We start from the raw sequence: 25,079 nt of genomic DNA on the forward strand, positions 1-25,079 counted from the left end.
CCCTCGACTTTCAGGCATTGAACCGCGAGTATATAACGCGTTATATAACATTCAATGCAACGGAGAACAGGCATGGTCGAAGATGTGGTTCGAACCCTCGGTTTTCTGTGCTTGGGCAGCCGGCTGCGGCGGATCGGAGAGAGGCTGCAGGCCGATACGCAGCAGGTCATCGACGAAGCCGGTCTCAGCATTCAGGCGGGCAAATATCCCTTTTTGGCCGCGATCGACCGATCCGGCCCGCTGACGATCGGTGAGCTTGCGCAGGCGGTCGGGATCACCCAGCCCGGCGCAACCCGCACCATCGGCCAGCTTCTCGAACTCGGCTTCGTCGATATGCAGCCGGCCCCGGACGATCAGCGACGCAGACTGGTCTCGCTGACCGGCAAGGGACAGGATCTTGTCGATCATTCGAAGATGGTCATCTGGCCGCGCATCGCGGCGGCCGTTGCGGATCTCTGCGGCGATCTCGACGGGCCGATTCTGGAGCAGCTCGCAGCCATCGAGGACGGGCTTGCGGCGGTGCCGCTTGCGCGCCGCCACGCCGCCAAGGAGGAAGAAGCATGACCCATATCCTCGACCGGCCGATCTGGACCGCGTTGGAGACAGCGCATGCCGGCCTTGCAGAGGGGAACGAAAACGCGCGGCGATACCCACCATCGATCGTCCCCTTCGCGGCGTCCGCCGACGATAGGCCTGAAAGCCTCGACGCCCTGGAGATGCTGCCGGCGTCGGAGGAGAGCATGATCCTCTTGGAAGCCGGGCCGATCGCCATCCCAACAGGCCTTGCCGTTGCCACGGAAGCATCGGCGGTCCAGATGATTGCCGAGCGGCCGCATAAGCGGATTTCGGATTCCCGCATCGAGAGGCTGACGGAGGCCGATGCCGCCGACATGCTGGCTCTGGCGACGCTGACCAAACCCGGCCCATTCACGCTCAGAGCCCAGAGCCTCGGCAGCTTCTGGGGGATCAGAAGCGAGGGCCGGCTAATGGCAATGGCCGGGCAGCGGATGCGGCAGACCGGTTTCATCGAACTCAGCGGACTTTGCACCCATCCCGATTTCCAGGGGCGCGGCCTCGGCACCCTGCTCTTCCGCTTCGTTGCCGGCGAAATCGCATCCGGCGGCGATACCGCCTATCTGCATGCCTATGCGGCAAATACGTCCGCCATCGCCCTCTACCTCGCGCTCGGCTTCACGCTTCGCTCAGAGATGAACATGCGCGTGGTCAAACGCCGCGGCTGAGCGATCGCACGACGATGCCGGAGCCCCGGAGCGCCTATCTTACCGCCGCCGGCAGTACTTCGAATTTCCAGAAGTTTTCCGGGCTGAAATAGGTCCCGGCAAATGCGCGAATATCCTCGACGGTGACCTTGTCGTAGCCGCTGAGACTGTCGCGTATCCGGTCTAAACGACGCGGATCCATCTGAGCGCCCCGCAGAGATTCGATCCAATATTCGTTGCTCTGCCGCTGATGCTTCAGTGTCTCGATGATCGGTTCCCGGGCGCGCGCGAACTCGTCCGGGGAGACATCATGCGATCGCAGGTCATTGGCGATGTCGTCGGCAAGTGCATAGAAGCGCCCGATCTTTGCCGGTTCCGTCTCGACGTAGAAAAATGCGTAGCCATAGCCGGGGATTTCGCGTGACAGGTTCGCGTCACCCTCCAGGACATAACTTGCGCCTTCCGCAATACGAAACTGGTCGATCAGCCTGTTCTGAAAAATCTGGGTGGCGATATTGGCGGTGAAGGACCGCGGCAGATCGGAGAGCAAATCGCCGATCGGTGCCCCGAAGGCGGCGGCCGCGTTATCCGCCCTGCCGCTATGGGTCAGCAAAATGGGCGTCTTGTTCGCCGCCGGGAAACGCACGTCACCCCACTCCTTGCTCAGCACCGCCTCCGGCCGCGGCGGCAAAGCGCCAAAGGTTTCGGCTGTCATCCGGATTGCGTCATCCACCGTGACGTCGCCGACGATGGTGATATCGATCGGGCCGGTGGAAACCATGGGCCGGAACTGCGCCTCGAAATCGTCCGGCTTGGCGGCGGACAAGGCAGCGCGATCGGGGAAGGTCCAGCGCGGATCGCCGGAATGCACGAGACCTCCGAAATCGCGACTGACAACGCCGCCGGGGGTCGCCTGATACTGATCGAGGCCGCTCAAATAGGCCTGCTGCACCCGCTTGAAAGCCTCCGGGCGGTAGGCGGGATCGGCGGTGTATGCCGTCATCAGCTGCAATTGCGTCGCAAGATCTTCAGTTCGCGTGCGGCCGTCGAAGCTGAAGGAACTGTCGCCGACGGAGAAGTCGATGCCGACGATGTTGGCCGTCAGCGCTTTCTGGATATCCTGGTAGTCCATGGCCTTGACGCCGGACAGCGCGACGGCCGGAGACGCCCAGATCGGGGCGGGACGGTCCTGCGGCAGGTCCAGCCGGCCGCGGCCGATATCTTCGCGCACCAGCACTTCATTGGCGCGCAGCTTGGTCGGCTTGACCGTAAGCCGGACGCCATTGGAAAAGCGCACCATGGTCACGCCGAGATCGTCGACGGCGCGGCGTTCGACCACGGCGCCCGGCTCGCCGAAATGGGTGTAGGGCCAGGCGACGTCGGCTGCACCGGATGATGCCGAGACGGCAGTAGCCTTTGAAGCATCATAGGCCTGCCGAACCGCGTCGGCTCCGCCCTGCGGTGATTGGGCCGTCTGCAGCACGACCTGCGGACCGTTGCCGGAGAAGGCATGCCGCAGCGCCTGATTGACCTCGGCTGCCGTGACGTCCTTCGTGATCGTCTCGAACAGCGAAAGGTCTTCGGCGGGCGACGTAAAGACCTGATTGTCATCGACGCTGCTGGCCAGCATGGAAGCGATGTCGGTGGTCGTGCGCGTCGCGGCTCCGGCCGCGGCAGCCTGGAGGAACGAGCGATATTCGAGGATTTCACGATCGAGTTCAGCCTGCGCAACGCCGAACTCCTCGATACGCCGCTGTTCCTGGTCGATGGTCGCGAGCGCCGCCTGCCATTTATCCGGCTCGGAATTCGCCACGATCAGGACGATATGCGCGGAATCAAGAAGATCCTGGGAGCCGGCGACCGCACTGATGAAAGGGGCATCCGCCTTGCTGGCAATAGTGCTCACCCGACGTTTGAGCACCAACAGGCCGAGATCTTCGATAAGCTGCGTGCGGCGCTTGGCAAATGTGTCAGCCGCGGCGTCATTGGGACGCGTCCAGGCTATCTGGATGCTGGTCATGCCGCCGGGAACAGCGAGGACGTCGGCGCTTTCGCCTTTCGTCTCCAGTGTGCCCAGATCCGGTTTTGTTGGTGCCCGCCCCACGGCCTTCCAGTCGCCGAAGTGCTGCCGGATTTGGGTTTCCATGGCAGCCGGGTCGATATCGCCCACCACCATCAGCGTTGCCCGCTCGGGCCGATAATTGGCCCGGTAATAATCACGGACGAGGTCTACAGGCGCATTGCTGATGATGTCGGTTTTGCCGATCGGCACGCGGATGGTCGCGCGGCGGCCGGCGAGCAAGGAATTCATGATTCCGAGCCCTGCGCGATATTGCGGCGTGTCGCGCAGCCGCTCCTCCGACAGGATGACGCCGCGTTCGCGATCGAAGGCGCCGGCATCGAGGGTCAGTTCGCTCGCCGTCTCCCGCATCAGCATCAGGCCCGTCGAAACCGTGTCAGCATCGACCTCGGGAAGATCGAGTGCATAGACAGTCTCGTCATAAGAGGTGTGGGCGTTGGTATCAGGCCCAAAGGCCAGGCCCTTGCGCTGCAGGATACGGATTATCTCCCCTTCGGCGACATGCGTCGAACCCTTGAAGGCCATATGCTCCAGAAAATGCGCCAAGCCCTGCTGGTTGTCGTTTTCCTCGAGCGAGCCGGAGCCGATGCGAAAGCGGATCGCCGCCTGCCCGGGTGGCGTGGCATTGCGCATGATCGCAAACCGCATTCCGTTGGCGAGCGTGCCGAAATGGACGTCGGTGTCGGCTTGTAGGTCGCTTTGTGTTTGTGGCCAGGATGTGGACGAGGTGTCCGCATAGGCCGGCGACGCCAAGCTTGCGACCAGAGCAACCGTCGCGAGAAACCGCCAGGCGGCGGAGCATTCCATTTTATAAGACATTCTTGTCCAGGGATGAGCGTAAAGAGATGGATCGTGTTGATCTGACTATTCCACAGGTTGCATTTCTCTTCAACTTCTATGTGTGCCAGTGGACGAGACGGCAAAACTCCGGCCAGCTGCTTCCGCCGATGTCAGACCAATGTCATCGAAACCTCCTAAGGGATTGCGCCTTATCTGTCACCAGGAGGCGTTTTCGATGGCGACATTGCAGCAGGTCGCTTTCCGGGCCGGATGTTCGCTGGCAACCGCAAGCCGGGTTCTCAGCCGTGACGGACCGGCGAGCGACCTGATGGTGCGCAAGGTGCGCCGCGCCGCCGCAGAACTCGGCTATCGCCCGGCCGGCCATTCCGCCGGGCGGATCGGGCGCCGGCCGGTGGTCGGCGTGCTGATTCCGAGCATCACCAATCCGGTCTTTGCGTCGTCGCTGTCGAGCATCCAAAACCGCATGCTGGTCGCCGGCCACGGCGTGTTGATCGCCCAGTCGAATTACGATCCGGCGCGCGAGGCTGACGCCGTCGCCGCCCTGCTCAACGACCAGCCGACCGGGCTGATCCTCACCGTCTGCGATCCGTCGACCAGCGAGGCGCTGCTGGCCAGACTGCCGCCGACCGTGCTGCTCAACAACCTCCCGACCGCGCAGTTTCCGGCGGCCGTCACCGCCGACAATCGCGGCGCGGGCCGCGAGATCGCCACCTTCCTGATCGGCATGGGCCATCGCCGCATTCTCTTCCTTTCCGGCAATTTTGCCGCTTCCGACCGCGCCCGCCTGCGCTACCGGGGTTATCTCGACGCCATGGCCGAGAACGAGCTGCCACCGCTCGACGCCGTGCAAATCCCCTTCCTCGGCGGCTACGACCAGATCGACCTCGGCACGGTGATGACCTCGCTTGCGCCGACGGCGATCATCGCCTCCAATGACCTTCTGGCGCTCGGCGTCATCGGCGCGCTGAAGCGCGAGGAGCTGTCGGTGCCCGGGGATGTATCGGTCGCCGGCTTCGACGGCATCGCCATCGGCCGGCTGATCGATCCGCCGCTGACGACAATCGAAATGCCGGATGCCAGCATGGGGGCGACGGCCGCCTCGCTGCTCCTAGACATGGCGGAGAATGCCGCCCCTGCCCGCCATCTCGATGTCGCCTATACGCTGCGCCGCGGCGGCACGGTGCGCGCCATCTGAAGCTTCGAAACAAAAGGGCCGCCACGCACTCGGCGTGACGGCCCTTCCTCTGACGCGGAAAGCGATCAGCTGCGCGGCAGCATGCCTTCGACGTCGGCGGCCGCGTCGTCGAGCGCTTCTTTGGGTTCGGCCGACTGGTCGACGATGCGCGAGAGGTTGTCGACGATCGTCTGGGTGACCTTGACGCCGTTGGAGCCGGGGAAGGCATACCAGGGGATCATGACAGGCATCTGGCTGAGGCCGGCTTGGAACAGCGGGTTCTGTTTGTAGAAATCGCCGAGATAGTTGGCTGACTTCGCGGCAAGCTCGTTGTTCGGGACATAACCGGTGCCGGGCACGACGACCGAGGCGCCGTAAGGGCCGGCGGCAAATTTGGCGAACTTCCAGGCGGCGTCCTGCTTGGCAGCGTCATGGGTCAGGATGACGACGGCGTTGCCGCCGGTGGGAAGACGGCCGTTCACCGGATCGATCAGGGGGATCTTGGCTGTGCGCAGATCGAATTTGTTACCGACATTCTTGATCGTGTTGCGCAGCGCGCCCGTGGTCTGGAACTCGAAACCGACCTTGCCGGCTGCAAATGCCTGTTCGCCGGCGGGCTTGGTGAAGACCGGCATGCCGCCTTCGGTGGCCAGGCGATGCAGGACCTCGACGGCCTTCTCGCCTTCCGGACCGTTGAAGGCGACCTTGCTTTCATCGTCGTTCAGCATCCTGCCGCCGGCGCCGAAGAGCAGTGCGGAGAACATCCAATCGTCGCCCTGCCAGCGGAAATCGATGCCGTCGACGCCGTTGCCGAGCGCCTTGATCTTGCCGCCGAGCGCAATGACCTCATCCCAGGTCTTCGGCGGATTGTCAGGGTTGCCGCCGGCTGCCTTCACGAGATCGGCGTTGTAATACATGATCGGGTTGGAGGTCGCGAATGCGAGGCCCACCTGCTTGCCCTTCACCTGGGCGAGCTTGAGAATCGTGTCGGAGAAGCCCTGCTCGGCCATGTTGCCGTCTTTCTTGACGAGCGGGCCGAGGTCGACGGCGACATCGCGTTCGTCGAGCATGCGCAGGCGGTTCAGGCCGATGAAGGTGATATCGGGCATTTCGCTGGTGCCGACCTGGCGAAGGATCGTCTGGATGCCTTCCTCATAGGTCGCCGACGGGCTGGCGAACTGGATTTTGATATCGGGGTTCTCCGCCATGAACTTCTTCGAGATCGTGTCCATCACGTCCTTGAAGAAGCCCGGCATGGGGTAGTGAACCGTCAGCGTCGTCTCGGCATGCGCTGGAAGCGCGATTGCCATCGATACGGCCGCTGCGGCGAGAAGCTGGGTGATATGTTTCATCGCTCGTTCTCCTGGTTGAAGCCGGTCAGCCTTTGAGACCGGTCATGGTGATGCCCTCGACGAAACGCTTCTGCGCAAGCAGGAAGGCGGCGACGAGAGGAAGGGTAATGATCAGGGTCGCCGCCATCAGCGCGCCGTAGTCGTCGCCGGCCTCGGCGGCGCGGAAATACATCAGCCCGAGGGGTGGCGTGGCATAGTCCTGCTTGCTGATGACGATCAGCGGCCAGTAGAGATCGTTCCAATGGGCGACGACCGAGAAGATGGCGAAGGCGGTGACCGCCGGCCAGGCATTCGGCACGATGACGCGGGCGACGATGCCGAGCTCCGACATGCCGTCGAGACGGGCGGCATGGATGAGGTCGTCCGGCATGGCGCGGAAGAACTGCAGGAACATAAAGATCGCGAAGACCGAAATGGTGAAGGGTGCGATCAGGGCGGCATAGCTGTTGAGCAGGGCGGCGCGGTCGAAGGCGACATAAAGCGGCAGCGCCGTCGCATGGATCGGCACGAGAAGGCCGAGCATGACCAGCACCATCAGCGCGCGGGCAGCGCCGAAACGCAGCTTCGCCATGGCATAGGCGCAGGGGATCGCCACCAGCACCTGGAAGAAGAAGATCAGGCTGCAGACGACGACGCCGTTCCACAAGAGCCGCGCCATCGGCACCCGGCTCAAGGCCTTGGCGAAATTCTCAGCATAGGCGAAATGCGCCGGGATCAGCGACAGCGACGAGGTGAAAATGTCGCTCTGCGTCTTGCCGGCCGCCGAGATCATGAAGATGTAGGGCGACAGGAAGACGATCGCGCCGAGGGAAAGCAGGCTGAGGCGGATCACTCTGCCGAGGGAAAAAGCGCTTGTCGTCATGTGTAATGCACCCGGCGGTCGAGAATGCGGTACTGCAGGAACATCAGCACCACCAGGATCAGCAGAAACACCACGGTCATCGCCGAGGCATAACCGACACGCAGATAGACGAAGCCTTCCTGGTAGATGGTAAAGAGCAGCACTTCAGACGCCTTGTTCGGGCCGCCCTCGGTCAGCGTCTTGACCGTCTCGAAGACCTTGACCGCATTGGTGATGCTGATGGTGATGACGAAGAGCGTCGTCGGCCCGAGCATCGGCCAGGTCACCAGCAGGAAGCGGTCGAGCGAGGATTTTGCGCCGTCCACTTCCGCTGCGGCGTAAAGCTCGCGCGGGATTGCCGTCAGCCCCGCCAGGAAGAGCACCATGTTGAAGCCGGCCGATTGCCAGACGCCGATGATCGACAGGCTGTAAAGTACGGTGCCGGAGCTGCCCAGCCAGTTCGGACCGGGCAATCCGGCAAGCGCCAGCAGCGCATTGATCGGGCCGATCGTCGGGTGGAACATATATTGCCAGACGGTCGCCATGGCGACGATCAGCGAGGCGACCGGCAGGAAATAGGCGGTGCGGAAGACGCTGCGGGCCGCAGTCTCGCTTTCGATCAGCATGGCGATGCCGAGGCCGAGCAGGATCGAGACGGGCGCGACGATCGCCGTATAGACCGTGGTATTCCACAGCGACTTGCGAAAGGTGCGGTCGGTGATCAGGTGGGCGTAGTTCTCGAAGCCGACGAAACGGAACTTGCCGTAGCCGAGTTCGAAATCGGTAAAGCCGAGCACGACGACAGCGGCGACCGGCAAAAGTACGAAGAGAAAAAGCAGTGTTATCGCCGGCAGCACCAGCATCCAGGCGATGCGGCCCTCGCTGCGGCGATGGGCAAGAGCGGAATGACCAGGAATGGCCATGGAGGCGAGGCTAGCCATGCGCCCTCTCCCGCTCGGTATCGGCATCACCACTGAGCCCGGCATTAGCAGAGCTGAGTCCGGCATCGCCGCCGGCGACCACGCCGGCGAGCCGGCTGCCGTCCTCGGCAAAGACCAGCGCGCGGCCGGGCGACAATCGGAGCCCCACGGCATCGCCCGCCGCAAGCCCGGAGGCTTCGGACGGCTGTACCTTGGCGATGACGGTCTCGCCGATCGCATCGAGCCGGCAATGGAGGATGACTTCGGACCCCAGGAATTCGAGGCGTTCGATCCGGGCGGCAAGGCCGTCATGCCGGCTCTTGGCGAGAAAGACGAATTCGGGGCGAATGGCGATCGTGACCGGCGTCTTGCCGGCAGGTGCATTTTCAAGCGTCAGCCGCAGGCCGCCGCACAGGATCACGCCGCCTTCGACAAAGGCCGGAAGCAGGTTGATGCGCGGCTGGCCGATGAAGCGGGCGACCTCGATATGGGCCGGGTCGTCATAGATGACCTGAGGAGTTGCGATCTGCAGCAATCGGCCACCTATCATCACGGCGACGCGGTCGGCCATCGACAGCGCCTCCGCCTGATCATGGGTGACGTAAAGCGTCGGCACGCCGGCGCGGCGGTGCAGTTCGACGATCTCGCCGCGGGCGTGGACGCGCAGGTTGGCGTCGAGATTGGACAGCGGCTCATCCATCAGGAAGATGCTCGGCTGGCGCACCATGGCACGGGCGAGCGCCACACGCTGACGCTGGCCGCCCGACATCTGGCCGGGTTTGCGGTCGAGCAGATGGTCGATCTTCAGCGAGGTCGCCATTTCCCTGACATCGTGGGCGATCGCCGCCCATGTGGCGCGCTGTCCTGGAATGAGCGATCCCACGAAAGGCAGCCGCTCCAGTCTCGACAGCCGGCGCATCGCCAGCGGCACGGCGATATTCTGAGATGCCGTCAGATGCGGATAGAGCGCGTAGGACTGAAAGACCATGGCGATGTTGCGCTCGGCTGCCGCCACGCCTGACATATCTCGTCCGCCGATCAGGATCTCACCGCTTTCGGCATGGTCGAGGCCGGCAAGGACGCGCAGCAGCGTGCTCTTGCCGCAGCCGGAGGGGCCGACCAGGGCGATGAATTCGCCGGCGCCGACATCGAGGCTGACGCCGTTGAGGATCTGATTGCCGCCGAAGGCCTTGGTGATGCCGCGAAGCGAGAGCGCGCTCATTCGACGGCCTCGCGCGGCTTGACCGCCTGGGGATAGACCTCGAGCACGACATCGTCGAGCACATGCGCGGTCATGCCGGGAACGGCGACGATCTGGCTTTCGACCGACCTATCGAACTCGTGGATGACGGCGCCGATCAGGCGCTCGCCCGGCATCTCGCGCTCCATCTTGTCGATGATGAAGGCCGCCGACGGGCCCCAGGTCAACTGGGTATCGTCGAAGCGACCCTGCCAGGCCCGGTGAAGGTGGCCGCTGGCAAACAGCGCCACGTCATGGGCTGCTATCAGATCATAAAGCCGCCGGCGCTGAGCCGGACGAACGCTCCAATAGCCGGTATCGCCTTCATCGGGTGCATCGACGAACAGAGGCTTATGCGCGAAGAGAGCCACGCGCCGCCCTGCCCTGTCTTCGAGCGCCTTGGCGAGCCATTCGAACTGGGCCTCTTCCTCGTCATCCTCATGACCGAGAAGCAGCGAGTTCAAGCCGATGAAGCGCCAGCCGGCCGCATCCTCCAGCCAGCGATCGTCACCGGCAAGGCTGCGCCAGCGGGCCAGCCGCTCGGCGTTGACGGGCTGGTCGGACCCCTCGAGATGGCCGACATCGTGATTGCCGGGGACGATCAGCATCGGGATCGACACTTGCCGCATCAGATCCATCGAGAATGTGATGTCCTCGTCCTTGTCGGCGCCGTCGAGTGTGAGATCGCCGGTGTGGATGATCAGATCGGCGCCGGTCGCTTCGATCCAGCTCAGAAGCGGCGCCCAGTTGCCGTTGAAATGCGGCTTGTTCGGGCTGAAATGGGTGTCGGTGATCTGAATGATTTTCATGAGTGCGTCTCCGAGACCTTAGAAGCGCGTCGTGCGCACTCCCTTCTCGGGCCCTCTCTAGAAGGCCCCCATGTCAATCAGACATCCGATGTTTTCAGCTGTTTCTCAGTTTTGACATCGATCTGTCATGCAATGAAAAGGCTGCCCGCTGGAACGGGCAGCCTTTTCCGGCAATTGGAATTCAAAAGGTAGTGCGATCAGTGCCGTCGCGCGTTGGCGGGAATGGACGATACCGTTGCCGATACAGGGTCGCTTGCCGGAAAGCTGTCCTCAAGACCTTCATTGAGCTCTTCCTCCAGCACCGCGCTATCATGGGTCGAACGTGCGCTCGGCTGGCCGATCAGGCCCTTGCTGCCTTCGTCGAAATTGCCGTTGCTCAACGCGTCGTAACGGTTGATGCTGCCATCCGCCTCGCTGCCGGAAAAGCTGGTCAGCTGGACCATCATCACCTTGGCGTGGTCGACGGCCTTGGAGTGGTCGAGTTCGCCGTGAGAGTTGTCGATCTTGACGGAGATCGATTCCCCTCCCTCGCCCAGGAATTCGACGGTGAAGATGTCACCGGCCTGTGACACTCGCGTATCGATCAACTGCATGGAAACCTCCTGTGTCCTTCGATATCAACGGCAATCACGGTCCCTGAGTTCCACGGCAAGGCCATTCCGCGTCGACGTGTGCGGCAGGACGTTGGCAACTGCTGAGCCTTTCCGTGACGCTTATGGTTAATTTATTAATAATTCAGAGTTTATAAACGGAACGAAGCGGCCTTTCCGAGTGTTGATGGTGCGCCGCGGAGGAACCCCGATGATCCTGAAAATCCTTACCCCCAAGATCGACACCGATTGCCACGACACCGGCACTTATGCCGATGGGATCTTTGCCGAAAACCGGATCGATCTGTCGGCTCGCCGCGACGGCCGCCGCCGCTCGCAGCACGAGCGCGACTACGGTGCCGGCAGAAAACTGGAAAACCTGCCGGTCGGATTTGCCTGAGCGCCCTGCGCACCCATTACCTGCTGCCTTGGAAGGCGCGACGCATCACAGCCTGCGAAACACCAGGACGCCTGAGGCAGGCAGCACGGCATCGAGCATTCCCGCAGTGGCTCTGATCCTTCCGCCGCCGTTGCCGACATTCCAGCCGCCATAGGTCTCAGCATCGCTATTGAAGATCTCTTCCCAGAGGTCGTCTCCCAGACGCTCGCTGCGCAGCCGATAGCCGTTCTGGAAAGCAGCGTCGTTCAGCGATCCCACCACGAGGAAATCCTCGCCGTCGTTCCACCGATGAAATGCGACCACCCGGTCTTCGTCATGGACGTAAGGAATGGCGATGTTGCGGGAGCGAATGGCTGCCTCTTTGATGCTGAGGGCGATCAGGTCGCGATAACAGCTGATCATCCCTGCCCCGTTGCCCGCAGCCTCGCCGAGGATATTCTCCCGGTTCTCGAGGAAATCATTGTAACGATAGGGCTTCTGGGCGCCGATTTCCTCGCCCATGAAAAACATCGGCGTCCCGGCCGATAGCAGCGTCATCGCCGCCGCAAACCTGGATCTCGCCTCCGCCCAAGCTCTAGTCTTGCCGACGATCGGCGCGAAATTGACCGCGATGACAGCGGTTCGTGCCGACCCTTCGCGATTGCCGCAATCGTCGTGCGACTGGTTGTAGACCACCTTCGATCGCGCGCTCGTCTGCAATGCGCCGGCAAGCGACGACATGGTCAGCGCCCGACTGTCGCCAAAACCGGCATTCTTCAAAAGCTGCGCCTGCGCGCCACCGTGATATTCGACAAGGTTGTGATGAAAATCGCCGTACCAGGTGGCGTCGAAACCGAGCCCATCGCCGGTCAGGCTCGGCTCCGTCATTGCCGACCAGTCCGAATAATCCTCGGCTGTCAGGAAAAGTTGCGGCTTGATCAGCCGCATCGTGCGGGTCCACTGCTTCAGGAATTTGGCGCCGAAGGCGGCTGCCCGATCGGCGCGCCGGCCGTCGGCATGCAGCACTGGATATTGATGGATCGAACTGGTCTGATCGAGCCGGAAGCCATCGATATGGCAGACGGAGACGAGAAATGCCGCACTCGAGATGAAAAGCTGCCGAACCGCCTCCTCGTCGAAGGCAGGCGCCCATCCCGTGGAGATGTTGTCGATATAGCCGCCCGCGGGATTGGCGTAGTCGCCTGGGCGTCCCTCATACCAGTAGTAGATATTGCGGGTGGGATCGTTGGAATCATAGGCCCATTGCGCCCGCTCGCCATCCGGATCGAAGTGGTTGTAACAGACATCCAGAATGACGGCGATGCCCTGCTGGTGGCAGGCCTTGACGAATAACTTCAGCCGGTCGGTGCCGCCGGCGCCCTGATCGGCGGCAAAGAAATGCGAGGTGCCGTAACCCCAATTGGCCCGCGCCTCGAATTCGGCGATCGGCAACAGTTCGACGGCGTTGACGCCGAGCGCGGAAAGATGCGCAACGAAGGCGATCGCATCATCGAGCGTTCCCGGCGCGGGTTTGCCGAAACCGAGCGCGCCGACATGCAATTCATAGATCACCAGATCCTCGAGCCGGTCCGGAAGTTTGCGGCCGGCCACGAATTCGTCAGCCCAGAAAGCCTGCGCGGCAAGCTCCTGCCCGGACGGCAGCACCACCCGCTTCGGGTCGCAGACGACCGAGCAGCTCTGCGGTCCGTCCAAACCAGCCGGCGATCCATGATAAGGCGCACCATCCGGATCGAAATCTCCCGCCCCGATCTGCATCAGCGACCAGATGTCGGTCCGGTAGGCGAGCGATCCGTCGTCCTTGGTGATGCGATACATATAGGGCGTGCCGACCATGCCGTCGAAATCCGAAAGGCGGTGATCGTCGCCGGTTTCAACGGTCCAGAACCCGTCGACAGTCCTTCGCATGCTGATGGTCCCGAGCGCTCCGGTGCCGTCGTCGGCGACGTAGCCGATGGCGGGATCGGCGAGCACCAGCAAGACTTCCCGGGCGTTCGGCGCCCAGACCGAGAAACGAATGCGGTCGGCACCGTTGCGCCTTTCAATCCGGTTCGCCCCCAGACGGCCGATCCATGTCAGATAATAGATCTGCGGCTCCATGCCCGGCTGGAGTTCGAAGGAACATTCCCGACGCGACGAGGCCTCGTCGTCCAATTCGGCGGCGATAGCCCATAGATCCGCCACGCCCGGCCGGTCAAGCTCGATACCCCAGCGAAAATTCGTGCCGATCTCGCCATCGGGAAAGGAAACCCTGGCGACAAAGACATCATAGCCATCTTCGTCCTCGGAGCGCTGCATGGGAACCGATGTCCAGTCGGCCGAGGGGCGGCCGTGCCGGTCCCAACCGCCGCGGAGGCGGACATTGTCGAACGCCATCGACAGCAGACCGCTGCGAAACCGGAAATGAACATTGACGGTCATCGGAACCTCCAGATGCTTCGGATTTTCCCCGGCTCTGCTGATGCGGCCGTCTCACCCAGGCATGATCTGCCCCCCGACCGGAAAAATGCAAGCAAAGATTGACGGTCGCGTTACACAAATTGCGGCCCGATACGGGCCACATTCAAGACAACAAATCATGGTTAACAAGCGGCAATGCACGGCCCTCCGCGTGTATTAAAACGAATTGGCGACGGAAAATGGGGATATTTTCTCATGGCCGATTGCATTGCAAATCGGGAGAAAGCTATGGCCCAATCCGATAGAATAAACGATATTATTCGCTCCTTCGGAATTGATACTCATATCGACAGCAAAGCCGGTGAGGACAGGCTGACCGGCGGCAGCGGAGGCGATAACTTCGTCTTCGATGTGAAGCCCGACAATATGAGCGTCGAGAAGATCCGGGATTTCTTCTCCGCGGCTGAAGACAAGCTGCTGCTCGACCATTCGATTTTCGCCGCGCTCAGCCTGTCCGCATTTTCGGATGAGAATTTCGTTCACGGCAAGAAAGCGCTCGAGGCGGATGACAAGCTGATCTACGATCAGGCGAGCGGCGTTCTATCTTTTGACGCGGATGGGAGTGCCGCGGGCGCGGCAATGCATGTCGCGGAGCTCGACAATTCCGCTGAGCTTCACTTCAAAGATTTCCTGCTGATCTGACCGGGTCAGGCCCGTCGCTGTTCTGCGGCAGCTGCCACACCACACTGCGTTTCCAGGCTACTCTTGCCGGCATGACATTCCCGGCCACATTCCTCCGTTGACGCCACTTGCAGCACTGGAGAAGTTCTTGCCCTGGATCGCCTACATCGTCCATTTCATCGCCGCCGCCCTTTTGACCAACGGTATCCCGCATTTCGTCAACGGCGTCAGCGGCAGGCCGTTCCGCATCCCGTTCGCACCGCGGAGCCAACGTAGTTCGCCGACGGCGAATGTCGTCTGGGGCTGGGCGAATTTCCTCGTCGCCTTCCTGCTGTTTGCCAATATCGGGCCGCTCTATATCGGCACGCCGGGCGATACGATCTTCGTGGCGGCCGGCATGCTCGTCACCGGCATCCTGCTCGCCCGGATTTTCGGCGGCGATGTGAACTAGCGCAAACCTGTGGGGAAGCTCAGCTTGACGGTCGTTCCGTGCCCGGGAGAGGAATAGATGGATGCCTCTCCGCCGCTCTGACGGACGAAGCCATAAACCATGGCCAGGCCAAGCCCTGCTCCACCATCTCCGCCTCGTGTGGTGAAATAAGGCTCGAAAGCTTTGTCTACGACCTCTGGGCTCATGCCGATGCCGCTGTCGGTCACCGAGATCAGCAAGGTGTCTCCGTTTGCCGTTGCACCGATAATGATGACGCCTCCTGTCGGCATCGCTGCCGAAGCGTTGAGACAGAGGTTCAGAACGGACTGCTCCAAAAGGGCCGCGTCGAGCGATACGACCGGCAGGCCGGTATCCAGGTCCAGCTTGATATGGCACTTTGCGCCGACAGCGATCTCCAGGATATCGGCCATTCCGCGAAGGAGGCTGGCGACATCCACCGCGCTTGGATAGAACGGCTGCTGGCTGCCGATCGACAGCATGCTGCCGGCCAGCGAACGTCCTCTCTCGGCAGCCTTGCGAATCCGCGCAATGTTGCGTTTCTGCCGATCGTTGAAGCCGGTTTCACGCTCGAGAAGGCCGAGGCTGCCGGTGATGATGCCGATCATGTTGCCGACTTCGTGGCTCACCTGATGCGTCATGCGCATGATGCCGTCCAGTCGCTGAACCTTTGCCGCTTCCGCTTCCTGTCGATCCATCAGCGTGACGTCGCGTGCCAGAAGAACGATGCCGCCCTCCGGCTGTCGTGACATGGAGATCTCGATCACCCGCTGGTCGCCGGTGCGATGGCGGACGACTGCGCGTTCCGACAGAGTGCCGCGCTCCGGATCGGAGGGCAGCAGGGCGAGATCGATCTCCGGCACCGGCTCGACAAACCGGCGCAGCGGCAATTTGCGCGCGGAACCCGAATGGCCGAACAGTTCGATGATCCGCCTGTTCATGGTGATCGGTCGCCCGATCCTGTCGAAAAGCGCAATCCCCTCGTTCATATTGCGAAAGGTTGAACGGATGGTGCGAGCGGCGGCTTCTGCGGTGCGTCTCAAGCGAGACACGCGATCCACGCTGTCCTTGAAAGCTCGGAAGGCGTCCAGCAGACGCACAAGCTCGGTTTCATTTCCACGATAGGCTGGCGGACCCACTTCGTTTTCACCCTTGGCGAGCGCATTCATGCCATTCGACAGCGCCACGATGCCCCGTGATACGCGCATGACCGACCGGATGGAGAATATGGCCATGACGAGCACGAGCAGGAAAGCCAAGGCCACGGTGGCCAGGAGCCGGCTCAAGGCATCGGAGGTCGAAAGCAGATCGTCGTTCAGCTGGCGTGCAACTGCATCGCTTTGCGTCTCCGTTGCATGGGAGAGGTCGCGGGAGACGGCATGCAGCTTTGCGACCGCCGCCCGGATCGCGAACATATTCAAAAGGTATCGTGTTTGAGCTTCGAACACGCGCTCATACGGCTGCAGCTCGGCAGGCGAAATTCTCAAATCGGGCTCGGTTTTCCCCTGCGCGGCCGTCGTATCCGCCACGTATCGTCTGCGAAGTTCACCGAGCTGGAAAAGACTGTCGGAGGTGGAAGCCGCTTGCACGATTCCATTCACTTGACGGCGCAACTCGTGATCGACGATGCCTTTGCCGGTCGCCACCTCCCCCAGCGCCGCGGCAGCTTCAGCTTTGTGATTCTGTGCAGCGTCGGCATCCCTGGCAAGCACAAGCGTCTGTGTCCTGATAAGATCGAGAAGCTCAACCATCCTCGGACTCGCAAAGCCGCGGGCAGCCTGGTCTGCTCCGTGGGGCGCGGCCGTCTTCAGCAGGCTGTCGACCTGCAGCACGACAGCGCGGCTCTCGCTTGCCACCCGGTATGGCGAGGTCGAGTTCATCAGGAAGGGCGCGCTCGACACCAGATCGGAGACTTGCCGGGAAACGAGCGAGGCCTTGGCGAGGCTCGTGAAGGCCTGCAGGCCGTAAGCTGCCATCTCGTCACGGGCGCGCTGCAGCCCGTAGATCGCGATCGCCGACAGGCTGAACACCAGGAAGCAGATAAACGCAATCGCGAACGGCAAGCGAAAGGCAATCGACGACAGAAAGGAGCGGCTGATCACGCGGACGGCTCGCCGTCGCCGGTGTGCAGGACATAGCCCTTTCCGCGTCGTGTCTTGATATGGCGCGGGAGGTCGGGATTGCGTTCGATTTTCCGCCGGAGCCGCAGAACCAGAACGTCGACGTTGCGGTCGATGTAGCGATCGCTTTCCGAGCCAAGCCGATCGAGGATCTGCGCCCGGCTCACCGGCTGATTGGGGGTCTGCGCAAGGATTTCAAGCAGGGCGAATTCGGCCGTCGTCAGCGTTTTGCTGCGGTCGGCGAGGCAGACGGCTTGCCGGCCCATCAGGTCGATGGCCCAATCGCCAAGCAGCAGAGAGGGACGTTCGTGCTCCCGCTCACTCTCCTTTTCCTGTTTCAGTGAGGGCACGGTTCGCCGTAAGACAGCTTTGATGCGGGCCGTCAGTTCGATCGGTTCGAACGGCTTGACGACATAGTCATCCGCAGCAGTTTCCAGGCCGAGAACACGATCGGCGGCACTGCCGGCTGCCGTCACCATGACGATACCGATATTGGCCTCCGACCGCAGTTTTTGGGCGAAAGCCCGGCCGGATGTCCGCGGCAGGTTATGGTCGACCAGCACCAGATGCATCTGCTCTCGTGCCAGAATATCGGTCGCCTCCTCGGCGGATCCCGCGCAGGTCGGAATCCACCCCTCGGCCTCGACGAGATCGGAGATAAGTTCCGCCATATCCGGATCGTCCTCGACGATCAGAATTCGAACCTTCTGATTCAGCACCGCTTGATCCTCCCGGCGCCATCATAGGCATGCCGCCGCCAATGTTCAAAGACACTCTGATGATGGGGTTTGTCACATTTGTAATGAATGTAACGTCGCTCCGCCCGGCGATGAAAAATCGGTAACCATTCTTCGATTGCGGTGACGCGAAGATCTGACATGCTGCCTGTGGAGATTGGAACGGGAGGTTCCAAGGGAGGCTTGCGTGAGAATATTGACCGCTTTTGCTGCGGGCATGGCTTTCTGGCTGTGCGGCGCAAACCACGGCATGAGCGAGGCGCGATTGAACGTCCTGTGCGGCGTCGACGAAGCCTGGTGCATGACCATGGAAAAAGCGTTCGAAACCCGCGCGGGTATCGATATCTCGATGGTTCGCAAGAGCACCGGCGACATACTCGATCAGATCCGTACCGAAAAATCAAATCCGACTGTGGATGTCTGGTGGGGTGGAACCGGTGATGCCCATCTGCAGGCTGCCTCAGAGGATCTGCTCGATCGATACCAGCCCGACCATGAACATGATATGCTGCCTTGGGCGCAGAACTTTTTTGCTATGTCCGGCTCACGGTCGGCCGCCATATATGCGGGGGCTTTGGGTTTCGCCTACAATTCCGATCTCCTCGCAGCGCTGAAGCTTCCGGCCCCGACCTGCTGGCAGGACCTGACGAAAGAGGCCTATCGCGGCCATATCCAGTCCGGCAATCCGAATTCCTCCGGAACCGCTTTCACAATGCTGGCCACACTCGTGCAGCTCCTCGGCGAAGAGGAGGCGTTCCGGTACATGGCCGCGCTCAACCGCAATATCGTCGAGTATACCCGGTCCGGCGCGGCGCCGGTAAAGGCTGCCGCCCGGGGCGAAATCCTGATCGGCATCTCCTTCATGCATGACGCGGTCACCCTGAAGGAAGCAGGCGCCCCCCTTGTCATCGTCGCCCCCTGCGAAGGGACGGGTTACGAGATTGGTGCGGTCAGCATCGTCAAGGGCAGCCGCAATGCCAGAGCCGCCCAAGCCTTCGTCGATTTCGCCCTCAGTCCCGAAGGCCAGGCGACAGGAGCCGCCGCCGGCCAGAACCAGGTTCCGTCGAACGCCAAAGCGGCTTTGCCGCCGGCCGCCCCCGACATCACCATGATCAAGATGGTGGATTATGACTTTGCAACATTCGGCTTGTCCGACGAGCGAAGTCGGCTGTTGACCCGTTTCGACACCGAGATTTCTCCGACCCAATAGGCCGGCATCCGACCGCCATCCGACATTTGGCACACGGTGCGATCGACGCGCCGCGACGGGCAGCGCGTGTGCCGCTGACCCAACACCCTCTCAGACGCAAGCAACAGGAGGATACCCATGCGACTGACAGTTCTTTCCACGCTTCTCTTTGCCGGAACGGCGCTGGCTGCCGGTTCGGTCCAGGCCGCTGGCGAGCTCAACCTCATCTGCTCGGCCGATGTCGTCATCTGCGAACAGATGCAGGGCGACTTTGAAAAGGCTCACGACATTAAGGTGAATATGGTGCGCCTGTCCTCGGGCGAGACCTATGCCAAGATACGCGCCGAGGCTCGCAATCCGAAGACCGACATCTGGTGGGCTGGCACGGGTGATCCGCATGTTCAGGCAGCATCGGAAAACCTGACACTGGAGTACAAGTCGCCGATGCTCGACCAGCTGCAGGATTGGGCCAAAAAGCAGGCGGAGAGCACCGGCTTCAAGACGGTCGGCGTCTATGCCGGTGCGCTCGGCTGGGGTTACAACACCGAGATCTTCAAGACCAAGGGTTATAAAGAACCCCGTTGCTGGGCCGATCTCCTGGCGCCGGAATTGAAGGGCGAAATCCAGATCGCCAATCCGAACTCGTCGGGCACGGCCTATACAGCTCTCGCTTCACTGGTGCAGATCATGGGCGAAGACCAGGCCATCGACTATCTGAAAAAGCTGAACGCCAACGTCTCGCAATACACCAAGTCCGGATCGGCTCCGGTCAAGGCTGCGGCGCGGGGCGAAACGGCGCTTGGTATCGTGTTCATGCATGATGCCGTCGCCCAGACCGCCGAAGGCTTTCCGGTCAAGTCGGTCGCGCCATGCGAGGGCACCGGCTATGAAATCGGCTCCATGTCGATCATCAAAGGCGCCCGCAATCTCGACAATGCCAAGGTCTGGTACGACTGGGCGCTGCAGCCCGAAGTTCAGTCGCGCATGAAGGATGCCAAGTCCTTCCAGCTGCCGTCGAACAAATCGGCGGAGGTGCCGAAGGAAGCGCCGAAGTTCGAAGACATCAAGCTGATCGACTACGACTTCAAGACCTATGGCGATCCGGCAAAGCGCAAGGCCCTGCTTGAGCGCTGGGACCGGGAAGTCGGCGCCATTGCCAACTGAAGATCGATGAATGACGTGGCATCCCGGACGAATCCGGGATGCCGCTCCATTCTCCCATTTCATCAACGTGAAATAAGAGGTATGCCATGAGACGTGGCAATCGCCGATTGGACATCGTCCTTGGCCTGGGAGCGGCTGCCCTGATCCTGGTCCCGTGGTATCGCATCGAGGGCGGCTTCTTCGGATTCAAATGGCTGTCTGTATTCCCGTTCTCCGCCGATACGGCGCCAGGCCTGCTACAAATCCTGCAGCATGGAAGAAGTTGGCTTGCCGGCGTTGTCCTGCTCTTTCTGCTCGGCTGTTTGGCGCGTCTGGTGGGCAATCCGATGCGGCGCGGAACCCTGCTCGCCTGGATCGGCGCCGTCGGCCTCGTCTTCCTGTCTCTGCAGGGACTGGCAATCGGCTTTTCCGGCTGGACCTGGGCAATCAGTGAAAACCTGTTCGGCATGTTGTCCGAAGGACAGCCTTCGATGGGTGCCGGCGCGGTCCTCCTGGCGCTCGTCTTCGTTCTCCTCTTTGCCTTCGGACTGGCCGAACGCGGAGTGATGAAGGGAGACGCCTTCATCGTCGGCTCGATTTCCATCCTTGCATTCCTGGTCACCGTCTTCGTTTTCTACCCGATCGGCAGCATGTTCATCGCTTCGGTGCAGGATTTCGATGGTTCCTTCAATCCGGATGGTCTTATACGCAACATCCAGGACCCCGGCATTTGGAGCCTGGCCTGCATAGCGGGCGAAGAACGTTGCGGTGTTGCCTGGCGCACACTCCTTCTCGCCCTCATGACAGCTTCCTGCTCGACCCTGCTCGGCCTCGGCTTTGCGCTGGTGGCGACGCGCACGCGTTTTCCTTTCAAAAAGGGATTGCGCCTGCTGACGGTGCTGCCGATCATCACGCCGCCCTTCGTCATTGGCCTGGCGCTGACGCTGCTGTTCGGCCGCGCCGGCGTTATCACCGAGACCTTGTCGAGCCTGTTGGGTATCGAGCCAGGCCGCTGGCTCTATGGGCTCACCGGCATCTGGATCGCCCAGGTGCTCTCCTTTACGCCGATCGCCTTCCTCGTTCTTATCGGCGTCGTCGAAGGCGTCAGCCCCTCGATGGAGGAGGCATCGCAGACCCTGCGTGCCGGTCGTTGGCGAACGTTCTGGCGCGTCTCCCTGCCACTGATGAAGCCCGGTCTCGCCAACGCCTTCCTGATCGGCTTCATCGAGAGCATGGCCGATTTCGGCAATCCGCTCGTGCTCGGCGGCACGCATGGCGTACTTTCGACGGAAATCTTCTTTGCCGTCGTCGGATCGCAGAACGATCCGTCGCGCGCGGCCGTTCTTGCCATCGTGCTCCTCTGCTTCACTCTCTCGGCATTCCTTGCCCAGCGTCTCTGGCTATCGGGCAAAAGCTTCGCCACGGTCACCGGCAAGGGCGACAGCGGCGCTCATATCGCATTGCCGCGGGGCCTTTTCATTGCCGTGCATGCGGTGGTCGTTCCGTGGATGATTTTCACCGTCATCGTTTATGGAATGATCCTGATCGGCGGCTTCGTGAAAACCTGGGGCCTCGACAACTCGCTGACGCTCGACCATTACGCTCGCGCCTTCTCGATCGGTTTCGACAATGGCGCAATCGCGTGGACCGGCGTGGCGTGGAACTCCTTCTGGACGACGATGGAAATCGCGCTCGTCTCCGCGCCCCTGACCGCTGCGGTGGGCCTGCTCACGGCTTATATCATCGTACGGCAGAAATTCGTCGGGCGGAACGTCTTCGAATTCGCGCTGATGATGAGCTTCGCCATCCCCGGAACGGTTATCGGCGTCAGCTACATCATGGCTTTCAACCTGCCTCCGATCGAGATGACCGGCTCGGCGCTGATCCTCATCCTCTGCTTCGTCTTCCGCAATATGCCGGTCGGCGTACGCGGCGGGATCGCGGCGATGAGCCAGCTCGACAAGAGCCTGGACGAGGCTTCGCTGACTTTGCGTGCGGACAGTTTCCGGACGATCCGCAAGGTGATCCTGCCGCTGCTGCGGCCAGCCATCACCGCTGCCCTGGTCTACTCTTTCGTTCGCGCCATAACCTCGATCAGCGCTGTCATCTTCCTCGTCAGCGCGGAATACAACATGGCCACGTCCTATATCGTCGGCCTCGTCGAGAATGGGGAGTACGGCGTGGCGATCGCCTATTCATCCATGCTGATCGTGGTGATGAGCATTGTCATCGCCGGCTTCCAGCTCGTCGTCGGCGAGCGCTGCCTACGCCGCGAAAATCGCGTCGTCGGCACCAGCTCAGCTCCCTCTGTTCCTCTCGGTCAGGAGAAAACCGCATGATCACCGTCAAACCCGGTTCCGTCACCTTCCAGAATGTCCGCAAGTCTTTCGGTGCATTCACGGCCATTCCGGACCTTTCCCTCTCCATCGAGGCGGGCACACTGGTGACCTTGCTCGGCCCATCCGGCTGCGGCAAAACCACCACGCTGCGTATGCTGGCCGGGCTCGAGCATCCGACATCCGGGCGTATTCTGATCGGCGGCGCCGACGTTACCATGCTGCCCGCCAATGAGCGCGATGTCTCGATGGTGTTTCAGTCCTATGCCCTGTTTCCGCATATGACTTCGCTCGATAATGTCGCTTACGGTCTGCAGTCGTCGGGCCTCGGCAAGAAGGAAGCGCGGGAAAAGGCGGAGGAAGGATTAAAGCTCGTCGGCCTCGCGGGCATGGGCCATCGCCTGCCGGCCGAGCTTTCCGGGGGCCAGCAGCAACGCGTCGCAGTTGCCCGCGCGCTCGTGCTCGAGCCGCAGGTGCTGCTGCTCGACGAACCGCTCTCCAACCTCGATGCACGCCTGCGCCGCCGGGTGCGCACGGAAATCCGCGAACTGCAGCAACGGCTCGGCTTCACCGCCGTTTATGTCACCCATGACCAGGATGAGGCTCTGGCGGTGTCCGACCGCATCATCGTCATGAAGGATGGTGAGATTGCCCAGTCCGGGACGCCGCGTGAGCTCTATGAAGCGCCGGCATCGTCCTTCATCGCCGATTTCATGGGCGAGGCCAATGTCATTCCCTGCGAGGTGATCGGCCTCGAAGGGACGGAGGCGCTTATCCGCGTGGCCGGCGTGGATTATCGTTTGCCAAGCCGCAGCGCAAAGCTCGGCATGGCAAAACTCGCCGTCAGGCCCGGATCGATCTCCATAGCGGCAGCCGGCCACGAGGGTCTGGCGGGACGCGTGCTCCATAGTGCCTATCTTGGCGGACATGTCGAATATGAGATCGAAACTGATGTCGGAACGCTTTTTATCATCGACCATGCCGTTGAAAGAAACCTGTCGCCTGCGAGCGATGTCACACTCGGGTTCGAGAACCGCGGCATTGCGCTGATCAATGCCTGAAATTTTTGAAATGCGAATAAAGGATAGCAACATGACTATGCATGACACCGACCTGGAACGGCGCTTCGCCCTGGCCAAATCCCTTGCTGAGGAGGCTGGCGCTTTGGCGCTCGATTATTTCAACAAGCGAGAGACTCTTGTGATCGAGACAAAGCGCGATCTTCAGGACGTCGTGTCGATCGCGGATCGGAACGTCGAGACCTTTCTGCGCGAGCGGGTTGCAAAAGCAATTCCCGAGGACGGTTTCCTCGGCGAGGAGTTTGGCCATCAAGCGGGACGTTCCGGCTATACCTGGGTTGTCGATCCGATCGACGGCACGGCGCCCTTCGTCAATGGCATGCCCACCTGGTGCGTTTCGGTCGCTGTCCTCTACCAAGGCGTCCCGATCGTCGGCGTGATCCAAGCGCCTTGCGCGAATGAGCTTTATGCCGCAGCCCTTGGCCTCGGCGCGAGCTTGAATGGCGAGACGCTTTTGCTCGATCCCTCCCGCACGATACAGAACGCCATGACGGGCATTGGCTGCAATACGCACGTCGCTCCGGAGGTTGTCGGCTCCATCATAACTGCGTTGCTCGCCAGCGGCGGCACGTTTATTCGGAACGGCTCCGGAGCGCTGATGCTTGCCTATGTGGCTGCAGGGCGTCTCGTCGGCTATTATGAACCTCACATGCGGGCTTGGGACTGCATGGCGGGTTATTGCCTTGTGAAAGAAGCCGGCGGCCGGTACCTGCCCTTCCCGACCGAGGGCGAAGATTTGTTCAAGGGGCATCCCGTCCTGGCCAGCAATGTTTCCGCATATCCGGAATTGTTGGCGATTCACAATCTGCGCGACGGTAATAGAACCGCACTATAAAGCAGGCTGCGTGGCGGCGAGCGCACGGCTGACAACGGCGGATGGTTGCGCCTACAACTGATTATCATAATCTGCCATGAACACGCTCAGGCGGGTGAAGAATCAGCAAATTCAACAATCCCCAATTGCCATGAAGACTCCGAAAAAACGCAGCAAGCCTCGACCAGACAAGTCTCAGCCATTGCTGCGGCAGCTCGCCGCCGTTCCTGCCAAGCTGTTTTCGGGGGCATTCCGCCAACAATACGGCGCGATTTGCTTCCGCTACGCCAATGACGGAGCGGGAATCGAAATCCTCGTGATCACATCGCGCGAGAGCGCGCGCTGGGTCATTCCGAAAGGGTGGCCGATGAAAGGGAAGAAGCCGTTTGAAGCGGCAGCGATCGAAGCCTGGGAGGAAGCAGGCGTGCGCGGGACGGTGAGGAAGAAACCGGTCGGCCGCTACACCTATCTGAAGGACCTCGACGATGGCGACGTAGCTCCCTGCATCGTCGATTTGTTTCAGGTTGAAGTCGTCGAGATCACCAACGACTTCAAGGAGCAAGGCCAGCGCATTTTGGAATGGGTCAGCCCCGATGAAGCGGCACGACGCGTTCGCGAGATCGAACTCAAGTCGCTGCTCGTCGAATTTGAAGTTCGCCCGCGCAGGAAGCGCGATCCTCGCTGACAGCTGTCACCTCCATTAGTTAC

At 61.5% G+C, this 25,079-nt stretch carries 21 protein-coding genes and 1 pseudogene; 12 read left to right on the plus strand and 10 right to left on the minus strand.

Annotation, left to right across the window (positions count from 1 at the left end; all coding sequences use genetic code 11):
• The first annotated feature begins 72 nt into the window (after positions 1–72).
• Together FHX03_RS10095 and FHX03_RS10100 are read left to right on the plus strand one after the other, a co-directional pair.
• Positions 73–564, plus strand: coding sequence for a MarR family winged helix-turn-helix transcriptional regulator (locus FHX03_RS10095; RefSeq protein ID WP_097628883.1), 492 nt, complete (start codon positions 73–75; stop codon positions 562–564).
• The gene (locus FHX03_RS10100; RefSeq protein WP_097628884.1) at positions 561–1,241 is read left to right on the plus strand and encodes a GNAT family N-acetyltransferase; all 681 of its coding nucleotides are present in this window, start codon (positions 561–563) and stop codon (positions 1,239–1,241) included. Before FHX03_RS10095 ends, FHX03_RS10100 begins: the two co-directional genes overlap by 4 nt.
• A gap of 34 nt (positions 1,242–1,275) precedes the next feature.
• Here the strand turns inward: FHX03_RS10100 and FHX03_RS10105 are convergent, their stop codons facing one another.
• Positions 1,276–4,119, minus strand: a complete 2,844-nt coding sequence (locus FHX03_RS10105) for a M16 family metallopeptidase (RefSeq protein WP_131710894.1) — start codon at positions 4,117–4,119, stop codon at positions 1,276–1,278.
• Between the two features lie 196 nt (positions 4,120–4,315).
• Here FHX03_RS10105 and FHX03_RS10110 point away from each other — a divergent pair, with 196 nt between their 5' ends.
• Complete coding sequence (locus tag FHX03_RS10110; RefSeq protein ID WP_097628886.1) at positions 4,316–5,296, plus strand: substrate-binding domain-containing protein; 981 nt, start codon at positions 4,316–4,318, stop codon at positions 5,294–5,296.
• 65 nt (positions 5,297–5,361) lie between these two features.
• Here the strand turns inward: FHX03_RS10110 and FHX03_RS10115 are convergent, their stop codons facing one another.
• The 6 genes from FHX03_RS10115 to FHX03_RS10140 all read right to left on the minus strand — a co-directional run bounded on the left by FHX03_RS10115 (position 5,362) and on the right by FHX03_RS10140 (position 11,030).
• Positions 5,362–6,627, minus strand: a complete 1,266-nt coding sequence (locus FHX03_RS10115) for an ABC transporter substrate-binding protein (RefSeq protein WP_183853500.1) — start codon at positions 6,625–6,627, stop codon at positions 5,362–5,364.
• A gap of 25 nt (positions 6,628–6,652) precedes the next feature.
• Complete coding sequence (locus tag FHX03_RS10120; RefSeq protein ID WP_183853502.1) at positions 6,653–7,489, minus strand: carbohydrate ABC transporter permease; 837 nt, start codon at positions 7,487–7,489, stop codon at positions 6,653–6,655.
• A complete protein-coding gene (locus FHX03_RS10125) occupies positions 7,486–8,409 on the minus strand; it encodes a carbohydrate ABC transporter permease (RefSeq protein WP_183853504.1) in 924 nt (307 codons plus the stop codon). Before FHX03_RS10125 ends, FHX03_RS10120 begins: the two co-directional genes overlap by 4 nt.
• Positions 8,402–9,610 carry an ABC transporter ATP-binding protein gene (locus tag FHX03_RS10130; RefSeq protein WP_183853506.1) on the minus strand — a complete coding sequence of 403 codons (1,209 nt, stop codon included), beginning with the start codon at positions 9,608–9,610 and terminating at the stop codon, positions 8,402–8,404. The genes FHX03_RS10125 and FHX03_RS10130 overlap by 8 nt, the downstream gene beginning before the upstream one ends.
• Positions 9,607–10,437 carry a metallophosphoesterase family protein gene (locus tag FHX03_RS10135; protein ID WP_183853507.1) on the minus strand — a complete coding sequence of 277 codons (831 nt, stop codon included), beginning with the start codon at positions 10,435–10,437 and terminating at the stop codon, positions 9,607–9,609. The genes FHX03_RS10130 and FHX03_RS10135 overlap by 4 nt, the downstream gene beginning before the upstream one ends.
• Positions 10,438–10,634: 197 nt before the next feature.
• Positions 10,635–11,030, minus strand: a complete 396-nt coding sequence (locus FHX03_RS10140) for a hypothetical protein (protein WP_097628891.1) — start codon at positions 11,028–11,030, stop codon at positions 10,635–10,637.
• Positions 11,031–11,238: 208 nt separating this feature from the next.
• Between FHX03_RS10140 and FHX03_RS10145 the strand changes: the two genes are divergently transcribed.
• Positions 11,239–11,427, plus strand: coding sequence for a hypothetical protein (locus FHX03_RS10145; protein WP_097628892.1), 189 nt, complete (start codon positions 11,239–11,241; stop codon positions 11,425–11,427).
• Positions 11,428–11,472: 45 nt separating this feature from the next.
• Here FHX03_RS10145 and FHX03_RS10150 read toward each other — a convergent pair whose 3' ends face one another.
• On the minus strand, positions 11,473–13,845 hold the full coding sequence (locus FHX03_RS10150; RefSeq protein ID WP_183853509.1) for an alpha-amylase family glycosyl hydrolase: 2,373 nt from the start codon (positions 13,843–13,845) through the stop codon (positions 11,473–11,475).
• Positions 13,846–14,178: 333 nt separating this feature from the next.
• On the opposite strand from FHX03_RS10150, the pseudogene FHX03_RS10155 reads away from it, so the two are divergent.
• Positions 14,179–14,526 (plus strand): annotated as a pseudogene (locus FHX03_RS10155) (calcium-binding protein); the annotation flags it as partial.
• A gap of 127 nt (positions 14,527–14,653) precedes the next feature.
• Positions 14,654–14,956 (plus strand): hypothetical protein, encoded by a 303-nt coding sequence (locus FHX03_RS10160; protein WP_183853511.1) that lies wholly within the window; start codon positions 14,654–14,656, stop codon positions 14,954–14,956.
• On the opposite strand, the gene FHX03_RS10165 is transcribed toward FHX03_RS10160, so the two are convergent.
• Positions 14,953–17,055 (minus strand): ATP-binding protein, encoded by a 2,103-nt coding sequence (locus tag FHX03_RS10165; RefSeq protein ID WP_097628895.1) that lies wholly within the window; start codon positions 17,053–17,055, stop codon positions 14,953–14,955. The two genes, FHX03_RS10160 and FHX03_RS10165, sit on opposite strands and share 4 nt — an antisense overlap.
• On the minus strand, positions 17,052–17,792 hold the full coding sequence (locus FHX03_RS10170) for a response regulator transcription factor (protein WP_041683629.1): 741 nt from the start codon (positions 17,790–17,792) through the stop codon (positions 17,052–17,054). Before FHX03_RS10170 ends, FHX03_RS10165 begins: the two co-directional genes overlap by 4 nt.
• A 235-nt stretch (positions 17,793–18,027) precedes the next feature.
• Here FHX03_RS10170 and FHX03_RS10175 point away from each other — a divergent pair, with 235 nt between their 5' ends.
• From FHX03_RS10175 to FHX03_RS10200, 6 genes are all read left to right on the plus strand, one after another.
• Entirely contained in the window at positions 18,028–19,020 is a 993-nt protein-coding gene (locus tag FHX03_RS10175) for an ABC transporter substrate-binding protein (protein WP_183853937.1), read from the plus strand.
• A 117-nt stretch (positions 19,021–19,137) separates the two neighbouring features.
• Positions 19,138–20,163, plus strand: a complete 1,026-nt coding sequence (locus FHX03_RS10180; protein ID WP_097628897.1) for an ABC transporter substrate-binding protein — start codon at positions 19,138–19,140, stop codon at positions 20,161–20,163.
• 86 nt (positions 20,164–20,249) lie between these two features.
• The gene (locus tag FHX03_RS10185) at positions 20,250–22,481 is read left to right on the plus strand and encodes an ABC transporter permease (protein ID WP_183853513.1); all 2,232 of its coding nucleotides are present in this window, start codon (positions 20,250–20,252) and stop codon (positions 22,479–22,481) included.
• Positions 22,478–23,539, plus strand: a complete 1,062-nt coding sequence (locus tag FHX03_RS10190; protein ID WP_183853515.1) for an ABC transporter ATP-binding protein — start codon at positions 22,478–22,480, stop codon at positions 23,537–23,539. Before FHX03_RS10185 ends, FHX03_RS10190 begins: the two co-directional genes overlap by 4 nt.
• A 31-nt stretch (positions 23,540–23,570) precedes the next feature.
• Positions 23,571–24,392 (plus strand): inositol monophosphatase family protein, encoded by an 822-nt coding sequence (locus FHX03_RS10195; RefSeq protein WP_183853939.1) that lies wholly within the window; start codon positions 23,571–23,573, stop codon positions 24,390–24,392.
• Positions 24,393–24,522: 130 nt separating this feature from the next.
• The gene (locus FHX03_RS10200) at positions 24,523–25,056 is read left to right on the plus strand and encodes an NUDIX hydrolase (RefSeq protein ID WP_183853940.1); all 534 of its coding nucleotides are present in this window, start codon (positions 24,523–24,525) and stop codon (positions 25,054–25,056) included.
• The last annotated feature ends 23 nt before the right edge of the window (positions 25,057–25,079 follow it).

The sequence above is a fragment of the Rhizobium sp. BK456 genome (assembly GCF_014194045.1).
GTDB classification, from domain to species: domain Bacteria; phylum Pseudomonadota; class Alphaproteobacteria; order Rhizobiales; family Rhizobiaceae; genus Rhizobium; species Rhizobium redzepovicii.

What these genes read in the sequence shown, in the direction of transcription:
- FHX03_RS10150 (WP_183853509.1), bottom strand. Translation starts at nt 13,845, where the DNA reads ATGACCGTCAATGTTCATTTCCGGTTTCGCAGCGGTCTGCTGTCGATG.
- FHX03_RS10105 (WP_131710894.1), bottom strand. Translation starts at nt 4,119, where the DNA reads ATGTCTTATAAAATGGAATGCTCCGCCGCCTGGCGGTTTCTCGCGACG.
- FHX03_RS10130 (WP_183853506.1), bottom strand. Translation starts at nt 9,610, where the DNA reads ATGAGCGCGCTCTCGCTTCGCGGCATCACCAAGGCCTTCGGCGGCAAT.
- FHX03_RS10190 (WP_183853515.1), top strand. Translation starts at nt 22,478, where the DNA reads ATGATCACCGTCAAACCCGGTTCCGTCACCTTCCAGAATGTCCGCAAG.
- FHX03_RS10195 (WP_183853939.1), top strand. Translation starts at nt 23,571, where the DNA reads ATGACTATGCATGACACCGACCTGGAACGGCGCTTCGCCCTGGCCAAA.
- FHX03_RS10110 (WP_097628886.1), top strand. Translation starts at nt 4,316, where the DNA reads ATGGCGACATTGCAGCAGGTCGCTTTCCGGGCCGGATGTTCGCTGGCA.
- FHX03_RS10140 (WP_097628891.1), bottom strand. Translation starts at nt 11,030, where the DNA reads ATGCAGTTGATCGATACGCGAGTGTCACAGGCCGGTGACATCTTCACC.
- FHX03_RS10135 (WP_183853507.1), bottom strand. Translation starts at nt 10,437, where the DNA reads ATGAAAATCATTCAGATCACCGACACCCATTTCAGCCCGAACAAGCCG.
- FHX03_RS10125 (WP_183853504.1), bottom strand. Translation starts at nt 8,409, where the DNA reads ATGGCTAGCCTCGCCTCCATGGCCATTCCTGGTCATTCCGCTCTTGCC.
- FHX03_RS10180 (WP_097628897.1), top strand. Translation starts at nt 19,138, where the DNA reads ATGCGACTGACAGTTCTTTCCACGCTTCTCTTTGCCGGAACGGCGCTG.
- FHX03_RS10185 (WP_183853513.1), top strand. Translation starts at nt 20,250, where the DNA reads ATGAGACGTGGCAATCGCCGATTGGACATCGTCCTTGGCCTGGGAGCG.
- FHX03_RS10175 (WP_183853937.1), top strand. Translation starts at nt 18,028, where the DNA reads ATGGCTTTCTGGCTGTGCGGCGCAAACCACGGCATGAGCGAGGCGCGA.
- FHX03_RS10200 (WP_183853940.1), top strand. Translation starts at nt 24,523, where the DNA reads ATGAAGACTCCGAAAAAACGCAGCAAGCCTCGACCAGACAAGTCTCAG.
- FHX03_RS10120 (WP_183853502.1), bottom strand. Translation starts at nt 7,489, where the DNA reads ATGACGACAAGCGCTTTTTCCCTCGGCAGAGTGATCCGCCTCAGCCTG.
- FHX03_RS10095 (WP_097628883.1), top strand. Translation starts at nt 73, where the DNA reads ATGGTCGAAGATGTGGTTCGAACCCTCGGTTTTCTGTGCTTGGGCAGC.
- FHX03_RS10145 (WP_097628892.1), top strand. Translation starts at nt 11,239, where the DNA reads ATGATCCTGAAAATCCTTACCCCCAAGATCGACACCGATTGCCACGAC.
- FHX03_RS10115 (WP_183853500.1), bottom strand. Translation starts at nt 6,627, where the DNA reads ATGAAACATATCACCCAGCTTCTCGCCGCAGCGGCCGTATCGATGGCA.
- FHX03_RS10100 (WP_097628884.1), top strand. Translation starts at nt 561, where the DNA reads ATGACCCATATCCTCGACCGGCCGATCTGGACCGCGTTGGAGACAGCG.